The sequence below is a fragment of the Aeromonas sp. ZOR0002 genome, from assembly GCF_963866995.1.
GTDB classification, from domain to species: domain Bacteria; phylum Pseudomonadota; class Gammaproteobacteria; order Enterobacterales; family Aeromonadaceae; genus Aeromonas; species Aeromonas caviae.
The window spans coordinates 1-8,316 of record NZ_CAWMFQ010000064.1 but is presented as its reverse complement, the minus strand read 5'-3'; the positions used below and the strand labels follow the sequence as shown (position 1 = coordinate 8,316).

Genomic DNA, 8,316 nt, shown 5'->3' with positions numbered 1-8,316 from the left:
GACAGCCACTGGGGTGAGCTGGATGCGGCCGGTGTTGTCACCGACGGCATAAAGGTTGGCGACGGCGGTGTTCTGGAACTTGTCGGTCGGGATGAAGCCCTTCTCGTCCAGGGTGATGCCGGTGGCAGCCAGATTGAGGTTGTCGGTGGCGGGCACGCGACCGATGGCCCAGATGAGGCAGTCCACGGTGAGGTGGCGACCATTTTCCAGTTGCAGGGTCAGGCTGTCGTCTGCGTTCTTGATGACGGCCTTGGGAATGGCGTGGGTGTGCAGCTTGGGCCCTTCCTGCGCCATGATCTCCACCAGGGTCTCGTGGATCATGGGGTCGAAGTTGCGCAGCGGCGCATGCTTGCGCACCACCAGATGGGTCTCGGAGCCAAGTGCCTGCATCACGCCAGCGATCTCCACGGCGATATAGCCGGCACCCACCACGGCAACCCGTTTGGGCTGGCTTTTCAGGTCGAAGAAACCGTCGGAGTCGATACCCAGTTCGGCGCCCGGAATGGTCGGGACCTCGGGGCGGCCGCCGGTGGCAATCAGGATGTGATCGGCGCTGTAGTGCTCGCCGTTCACCTCGACGGTATGGCTGTCGACGAAGCGGGCGAAGCCCTTGATGACAGTGATCTGGTTCTTGCCCAGCACGTTCTGGTAGGACTGGTGAATGCGCCCGATATAGGCCTGACGGGATTCGACCAGCTTGGCCCAGCTGAAGTGGTTGAGCGTGGTGTCGAAGCCGTAGTCGGCGCCATATTTCAGGGCATCGGCGATCTGGCCTGCATACCACATGGCCTTCTTCGGTACGCAGCCGACGTTGACGCAGGTGCCACCCAGCTCTTTGGCTTCGATCAGGGCGACTCTCTTGCCGTACATGGCTGCCCGGTTGGCCGAGGCGATGCCGCCGCTGCCGCCACCGATGGCGATGTAGTCAAAATGCTGTGCCATTGCGAGGTTCTCCGCTCGTTAAGAATGCAGTCACAGCATGATGGGGATAAAGCGGCCGGCTCACAAGAGCCGGTGCTCAGTTCTGCTGGATGGGCAGGCGAATGTGGAACTGGGCGCCCTGGCCCGGTTCGCTGGCGCAGTGGATGCGGCCGCGCAGCAGCTGGACCACCAGGTTGTAGATGATGTGAGTGCCGAGCCCGCTGCCACCCTGGCCCCGCTTGGAGGTGACGAAGGGATCGAAGATGCGCGGCAATATCTCCGGGGGGATGCCGCGGCCGTTGTCACTGTAGTCGATGACCAGCTCGTCTCCCTGCTGCGCCACCTGGATGGTGATCTTTCTGGGCCTGTCCCAGCCATCGAAACCGTGATGGATGGAGTTGAGGATCAGGTTGGAATAGATCTGGGTGAAGCTGCCCGGGAAGGAGTAGATGCTCAGCTTGGGATCGCACTGGATGTCCACCTCGCACTGGGCCTTCTTGAGCTTGTAGCCGAGGGAGACCACCACCTGATGCAGGTTGTCGGCGAGGCTGAAGTTGTAGCGGGCCTCGGAGGACTGATCGACCGCTACCTGCTTGAAGCTGGCGATGAGCTCTGAGGCGCGTCTCAGGTTGCCTTGCAGCAGTTGCATCGACTCGTCGAGATTCTGGGTGAATTCGTTGAGGTAGGTGCGGGAGAGCTGCTTGGCCTCGATATGCTGCTTGAAGTCGGCCACCCGCTCCTGCAGGTAGGAGGAGGCGGTGACGCTGATGCCGATGGGGGTGTTGATCTCGTGGGCCACGCCGGCAACAAGGGAACCGAGGGAGGCCATTTTCTCCGACTCCACCAGGGTCTGCTGGGCCTGCTTGAGATCGTCATAGGCCTTGCCCAGCTGGTCGTTGGCATCGCTCAGGCTGCGGGTGCGTTCCGCCACCTTGCCTTCCAGCTGCTCGTTGAACAGGGTGATCTCCCGCTCGACCTTTTTGAGGGGGGTGATGTCATAGCCAAAGCCGATCAGGTACTTGAGGTTGGGCCCCTCGTAGAAGGGAGCGAAGGTCCACTGCAGTACCAGCTCGTTGCCCTGCTGGTCGTGCATGGTGATCTCCCTGTCCTCCAGAGCGCCCTGATCGGCCAGGGTGGCGGCCAGCTCGTCACGCTGCTCCTTGCTGACGAAGAGATCCAGCCAGTTGTGCTGCAACAGCTCCTGGTGGTGATAGCCGGTCAGCAGGATGGCCGCCGGGTTGATGCTGGCGATGTTGAGATCCGGCTCCATGCAGCAGATGACCATGTTGGCGGAGTTGATCAGGGTGGCGGAGAAGTCCCGCTCCTGCTGGAGCTGATCGGCGGCCTGATGGCGGGCCGTGAACTCGTCGTTCAGCCGGGTGCGCATCTGGTTGAGGGTGGCGGCCAGGGTATCGAATTCGTCGGGGGACTTGCGGGGCAGGGGGCGACCTTCCAGGGTCAGCTCTACCGCGAGGCGATCCAGGCTCAGTTTCTGGGCATAGCTGACGATGCGGTTGATATGACGGATCACCAGATAGTAGATGATGACCAGGATGCAGAACGAGACGACCAGGGTCTTGATGGTCTGGCTGACCAGGATCAGCACGGATTTCTCGATGAGGCGCTGGTAGACCTGCTCCAGGGAGGCGGCGACGAACAGCTTGCCGACCACTTCCCCCTGATAGCTCAGGGTGAACTCGCGGGAGATGTCGTATTGGGGCTGCTCCACCCCCTGGGTGAGCAGAGGTACTTCCGAATTGCCCAGCATCTCCTTGACCATGACGAACTGCATGTTGGGCAGGTTCATGATGCCCTCGATCTGCACCTTCACCTGCTCTTCATCCAGATTCCAGAGACTGGCCGAGATGGGTTGCAGGAAGGAGGCCTCGATCTGGCCGATGCTGGCCTCGATGACGGTCACATCCTTGTTGTAGTCCCAGGCGAGCTGAAGCACGGTGATGAGCAGTGCCAGCACCGTACTGCAGATCAGAATGTAGGAAAGCAGACGATAAGAGAGTCCGTTAAGGCCGACGGCCTTGGAGAAGATTCCTGACATGGCGTCCTTGCGGTCTGGATTGAGTGCGGTTTAGTTTAACTGCTTCATGGACTTATGTCGTGTGTCATCCAATGGATAAAAACAAGGCCCCTTTCGGGGCCTTTTTTGTGTGGGCTGGGATCAGTGACCGCCCTTGGCTTTTGCCGGGATGGATTCGTCGAATTCCGGCAGCGGCTTGTGTTCGGATGCCAGGAAGGTGTAGATGACCGGCAGCACGAACAGGGTGAACAGGGTGCCGATGGCCAGACCCGCCACGATGACGATGCCGATGCTGAAGCGCTGTGCCGCCCCCGCACCCGAGGCATAGAGCAGCGGGATAAGGCCTGCGATCATCGCCGCCGTGGTCATCAGGATGGGGCGCAGACGGACCTTGGCAGCCTGCATCACGGCTTGCATCCGGTTCAGACCATGGAGCAGCTGCTCCTCCTTCGCCACCTCGCAGATCAGAATACCGTGCTTGGTAATCAGACCGACGAGGGTGATGAGACCAACCTGGGAGTAGATGTTCATGGTGGCCATGCCCCACGCCAGGGCGATCAGCGCGCCACTGATGGCCAGCGGCACCGACACCATGATGACCAGCGGGTCACGCACGGATTCGAACTGGATCGCCAGCACCAGGAAGATGATGGCCAGGGCCAGGGCGAAGGTGGCGTAGAGCGCATTCCCTTCGGTCACGAACTGGCGGGCTTCCCCCATGAAGTCGTAACGATAGCCTTGGGGCAGCTTCTCTTCCGCGGTCGCCTTGAACCAGTTGATCGCATCCCCCATGGCCACGCCCGGTGCCGGCACGGCGCCGATGGTGGCGGAGTTCAGCTGGTTGAAGTGGGGCAGGGCACGGGGCTCTCCCTTCACTTCAATCTTGATCAGGCTGCCCAGCGGGATCGACTTGCCGTCGGCGGCACGCACGTAGTAGCCCTTGATGGACTCGGGGTTGAGACGGAACTTGCGCTCCACCTGCGGGATCACCTCGTAGGAGCGGCCATCCAGGTCGATACGGTTGACGTAACCGTCCGCCATCATGGTGCCCATGGTGATGCCGATGTCCTGCATGGTGATGCCGTAGGCACCCGCCTTGTCCTTGTCGATGCTGATCTTCATGGTGGCCGAGTCGTAGTTCAGATCGAGATCCGAATAGACGAACTGGCCGTTGGCCTGGGTTGCCGCCAGCATCTCACCCGCGATCAGGAACAGGCTCTCGAAGCTGTTCGGGGTGGTGATGACGAACTGGATGGGCAGACCGCTCGAGGCCCCCGGCAGTTCCGGGAACTGGAAGGTGGTGATGGCCATCCCGGGGATGTCCTTCACCAGACCGGCGACCCGGTCCAGCACCTCTTTCTGGCTCGCTTCACGCTGGCTCCATGGCACCATGGAGGCGATACCGAACGCCTGATTGGAGTTGAACACCCCTGAGAAGACCTGGGAGTAAGCGATCTCCGGCTGGTCGTCCAGGACTTTGTTCACGTCCGCCATGGTGTTTTCGATGTAGTCCAGGTTGGCGTTGGAAGGTGCCGTCCCCAGCACCGCCATGACGCCTTTGTCCTCGGACGGGGCCAGCTCGCTCGGAATGAACTTGAACAGCAGCGGCAGGCTGGCGAACACGATGACGGCAAACAGGATGACCACGATGCGCTTTTGCATCACGGCATGGAGCATGGCGTCGTAGCGGGCCGTCATCCGGTCCAGCAGATCGTGCACGGTACGCTCGAACTTGCCGGGCTCCTCGTTGGCCCTGAGCATCTTGGCGCACATCATGGGCGACAGGGTCAGGGCGATGATGCCCGAGACGAACACGGCGCCCGCCAGGGTCAGCGCGAACTCCTTGAACAGGGAGCCGGTGATGCCCCCCATCAGGGCGATGGGCGCATACACCGCCGCCAGGGTGACCGTCATGGCGATGACGGGCACGGCGATCTCCCGGGTACCTATGATGGCGGCCCGGAACGGCTCTTCCCCTTCCTTGATGTGACGGTCGACGTTCTCCAGCACCACGATGGCGTCATCCACCACCAGACCGATGGCCAGCACCATCGCCAGCAGGGTCATGAGGTTTATGGAGAAGCCGAACATGTCCATCATCATCACCACGCCGATGAGGCTCAGGGGAATGGTGATGATGGGGATGATGACCGCCCGGAACGAACCGAGGAACAGGGTGATCACCACCAGTACGATGGCGGCCGCCTCCAGTATGGTCTTGATGACCTCGTGGATGGATTCGTTGATGGCGATGGTGGAGTCATACAGGACGTTCACCTGCATGGTGCTCGGCATGTTGCGCTTCAGGCTCGGCAGCAGCTCCAGCACATCGTGGGCGATGTTGATGGGGTTGGCTGTCGGGGCTGCGTTGATGGCCAGAACTACGGCCTCGCGGCCGTTGGCGCTGGCGCGATAGATGTCGTGGCTCTTCTCCAGGGAGACCTTGGCGATGTCGGAGAGACGGATCACCTTGCTGTCGCGGGTGGCGACCACCAGACGCTTGAGCTCTTCGATGTTGCCGACCTGGGTCTCGGCGTTGCCGTTGAACAGGGTGAAATAGCCGGTGGCCTGGCCGGTCGCGGACTGATAGTTGTTGCTGTTGAGCACCGTCATCACGTCGCTTGAGGTCAGGTCAAAGGCGGCCATCTTGGCCGGATCCAGCCACACCCGCAGGGCGAATTCGACCCCGCCATACAGATCCACTTTGGAGACCCCGCCCACGGTAAACAGCTGGGGCTTGATGACCCGCTCCAGGTAGTCGGTGATCTGGCTGGAATTGAGCTCCGGGCTGGTGAAGCCCATGTAGAGCACCGCCGTGGTGGAGCCGGTGGAGGAGGTGACCGAAGGGTCTTCCGCCTCTTTGGGCAACTGGGAACGCACCGAGTTGACCTTGGCCAGGATGTCGGACAGCGCGGCGTTCGGATCGGTGTTGAGCTTCATGTACGCCGTCACCGTGGAACTGCCCAGCTGGCTCGAGGAGGTCATGAAGTCGATGTTGTCGGCCTGGGCGACCGCCTGCTCCAGGGGCTGGGTGATGAAGCCCTGGATCAGGTCCGCACTGGCGCCATAGTAGCTGGTGTTGACCGTGATGACGGTGTTGATCACCTCGGGGTATTCACGCACCTGCATCTTGAAGATGGCCTGGAAGCCCAGCAGGGCTATCAGGAAGCTGAGCGAGATCGCCAGCACAGGCCGTTTTATGAATATGTCAGTAAATCGCATCGCAGCTCTCCGCGCTTACAGCATCGGGGTTTGTGCCGGAACGGCAAGGGCATCGTTCTCGACCACGTGCACCTTGGTATCGTTGCTCAGGCGAACCTGACCCGACAGCACGATTTGATCGCCAGCCTTGATGCCGGACAGCACATGGACATCGTTGCCGCGACGCTCACCTGCCTTGACCACCACCTGCTTGGCGCGTTTCACGCCGTCAGCCTCGTGAATGACGTAGACGTTCTCGCCATAGAGGGTGAAGGATATGGCGGACTGCGGGATCACGATCTGGTCCTTCACCGTGGGCAGTATGATGCTGGCGCGGGCGAACATGCCGGAACGGAGCTGGCCGTCGTTGTTCGGGATGTCTGCCTGCACCTGGATCAGGCCGCTCTGATAGTTGACCGCGGGCTCGATGGCCGTGATCTGGCCGTCAAACTGGGTCTGGGGATAGGCATCCACGTTGATCTTGATGGTCTGTCCCAGGGTGATTTTGGAGATGTCGGTCTGGGGCACGGTGAAGCGCAGGCGCATCACGCTGGTGTCTTCGAGGCGCACAATCTGGGTACCCGGTTCCAGATACTGGCCGAGGAAGACGTTGCGCAGGCCCACGGCACCGCTGAAGGGGGCACGCACCTCACGACGGGCGATGGTGGCCTTCAGACTGTCGATGTCCGCCTCCAGGGAGCGGTAGCTTGCCTCGGCATCATCCAGCTGGTCCCGGGAGATGGAATTCTTCTGATAGAGGTTCTTGTAGCGCTCGAACTTGGCCCTGGCTGCCGGCAGTCTGGCCTGGGAAGAGTTCAGATTGGCTTTTTCCACACTGGAGTCCAGGCTCAGCAGCAGTTGATCCGCTTTGACATGTGCCCCGGATTCGAACCGGATGCTGTCGATGGTGCCTGACAGCTCGCTGGAGAGGGTGACCCCCTGGTTCGGCTCGATGAAGCCGATGGCTTCAATGGTGGGGACCCAGTCCTGCGCCTTGGTGACCATGGCGGTGACCGGGAACTCGGGCTCGGGCCGATTGGCCATGAACTCTGCAATCTTCTTCTGCTTGAACATATTGAAGCCGATGACACTGCCAAACAGGGCGAGTGCTATCAGCAACATGATGGCCATCCACTTTTTCATGAACAGGCTCCTGTGATGGAAACATTAGGGTTTAAAATGGCATTCCAGCTGGCCCGGATGACCGTATCCAGCTGTTCCTGCGTCAATTCGAAATCGTGAACCCGGCGCTGCTGTGCCAGGTTGGCCACGCAATCCAGACTCAATGCTTGCAACACCAGAATGGGGAGATCGATGAAGAGTCCCTGTTGGCGTCCTTGCTCAAAGAAGCGCTCAAGTGGCGCCCACGTCGCCATTATGACCGGATCCCGCTCCAATTCAGCCCCCAATGGAGAACTTTCGTACTGCAATTTGCACTTGAGTGCATTGGGGTAGCTGGTGAAGATGGCATCGATGTTGAGCCAGAGGCGCCGATACTGCTCATAGGACACCTCTTCTATCTGCACACCTTCCATGACCAGGGGATGAAACTTGAGGATAGTGTGCTGATAGAGCTGGCGGATCAGGTCATCCTTGTCGCTGAAATAGCGATAGATGGTGCCTGCCGCCACCTTGGCTTTCTTGGCGACCACGGCAATGGAAAGGCCGTAGAAGCCCTGCTCGCCGAGGATCTCGTGAGCTGCTTCGAAAATGCGTTCTTTCTTATCCATGGTTATCAGAGGTCAACGACTGAATGAACGTTCATTCATTCTAGGTGGGCGCAAAGGCAAGTCAAGCATTGCCCATCATCTTTGACCCTATGGGGTGAGGGATTCAAAAAGTAGTGGGGAATTGCTGGATCCAGCCTGAACAAAACAAAAATAGTTGAAAAGGGTCGGAAGTGATTGAAAAACAGGCACTTGATTCTTTGTGTCAAAAAAAGAGTAGACAAGGTCGGCATCATCATCAATAATGCGCCCCGTTCGACAGCGTAGCGCCCGTAGCTCAGCTGGATAGAGCGCTGCCCTCCGGAGGCAGAGGTCACAGGTTCGAATCCTGTCGGGCGCACCATCAAAAGTGCGCCGGTTAAACGGGCGTGTTGAAGAACGAAAACAGCTGTGGTGGCTGTAGCTCAGTTGGTAGAGTCCCGGATTGTGATT

At 59.9% G+C, this 8,316-nt stretch carries 5 protein-coding genes and 1 tRNA gene; 1 reads left to right on the top strand and 5 read right to left on the bottom strand.

The genetic code is table 11. The features are described 5' to 3' along the window. The 5 genes from gorA to AACR77_RS04225 form a co-directional block, all read right to left on the bottom strand. Nucleotides 1–942, bottom strand: a 942-nt coding sequence (gene gorA / locus AACR77_RS04245; RefSeq protein WP_042879946.1) for a glutathione-disulfide reductase, incomplete at its 3' end; no start/stop codon positions are given. A 76-nt stretch (nucleotides 943–1,018) separates the two neighbouring features. Next, nucleotides 1,019–2,977: an ATP-binding protein gene (locus AACR77_RS04240; protein WP_010672308.1), complete on the bottom strand. Its 1,959-nt coding sequence runs from the start codon at nucleotides 2,975–2,977 to the stop codon at nucleotides 1,019–1,021. Between the two features lie 120 nt (nucleotides 2,978–3,097). Then, nucleotides 3,098–6,178, bottom strand: coding sequence for a multidrug efflux RND transporter permease subunit (locus tag AACR77_RS04235; protein WP_039040660.1), 3,081 nt, complete (start codon nucleotides 6,176–6,178; stop codon nucleotides 3,098–3,100). 15 nt (nucleotides 6,179–6,193) lie between these two features. After that, a complete protein-coding gene (locus AACR77_RS04230; protein WP_039040661.1) occupies nucleotides 6,194–7,300 on the bottom strand; it encodes an efflux RND transporter periplasmic adaptor subunit in 1,107 nt (368 codons plus the stop codon). Then, complete coding sequence (locus tag AACR77_RS04225; RefSeq protein ID WP_042879943.1) at nucleotides 7,297–7,887, bottom strand: TetR/AcrR family transcriptional regulator; 591 nt, start codon at nucleotides 7,885–7,887, stop codon at nucleotides 7,297–7,299. The genes AACR77_RS04230 and AACR77_RS04225 overlap by 4 nt, the downstream gene beginning before the upstream one ends. Before the next feature lie 263 nt (nucleotides 7,888–8,150). On the opposite strand from AACR77_RS04225, the gene AACR77_RS04220 reads away from it, so the two are divergent. Further along, nucleotides 8,151–8,227 (top strand) — tRNA-Arg (locus tag AACR77_RS04220). Nucleotides 8,228–8,316 lie beyond the last annotated feature (89 nt).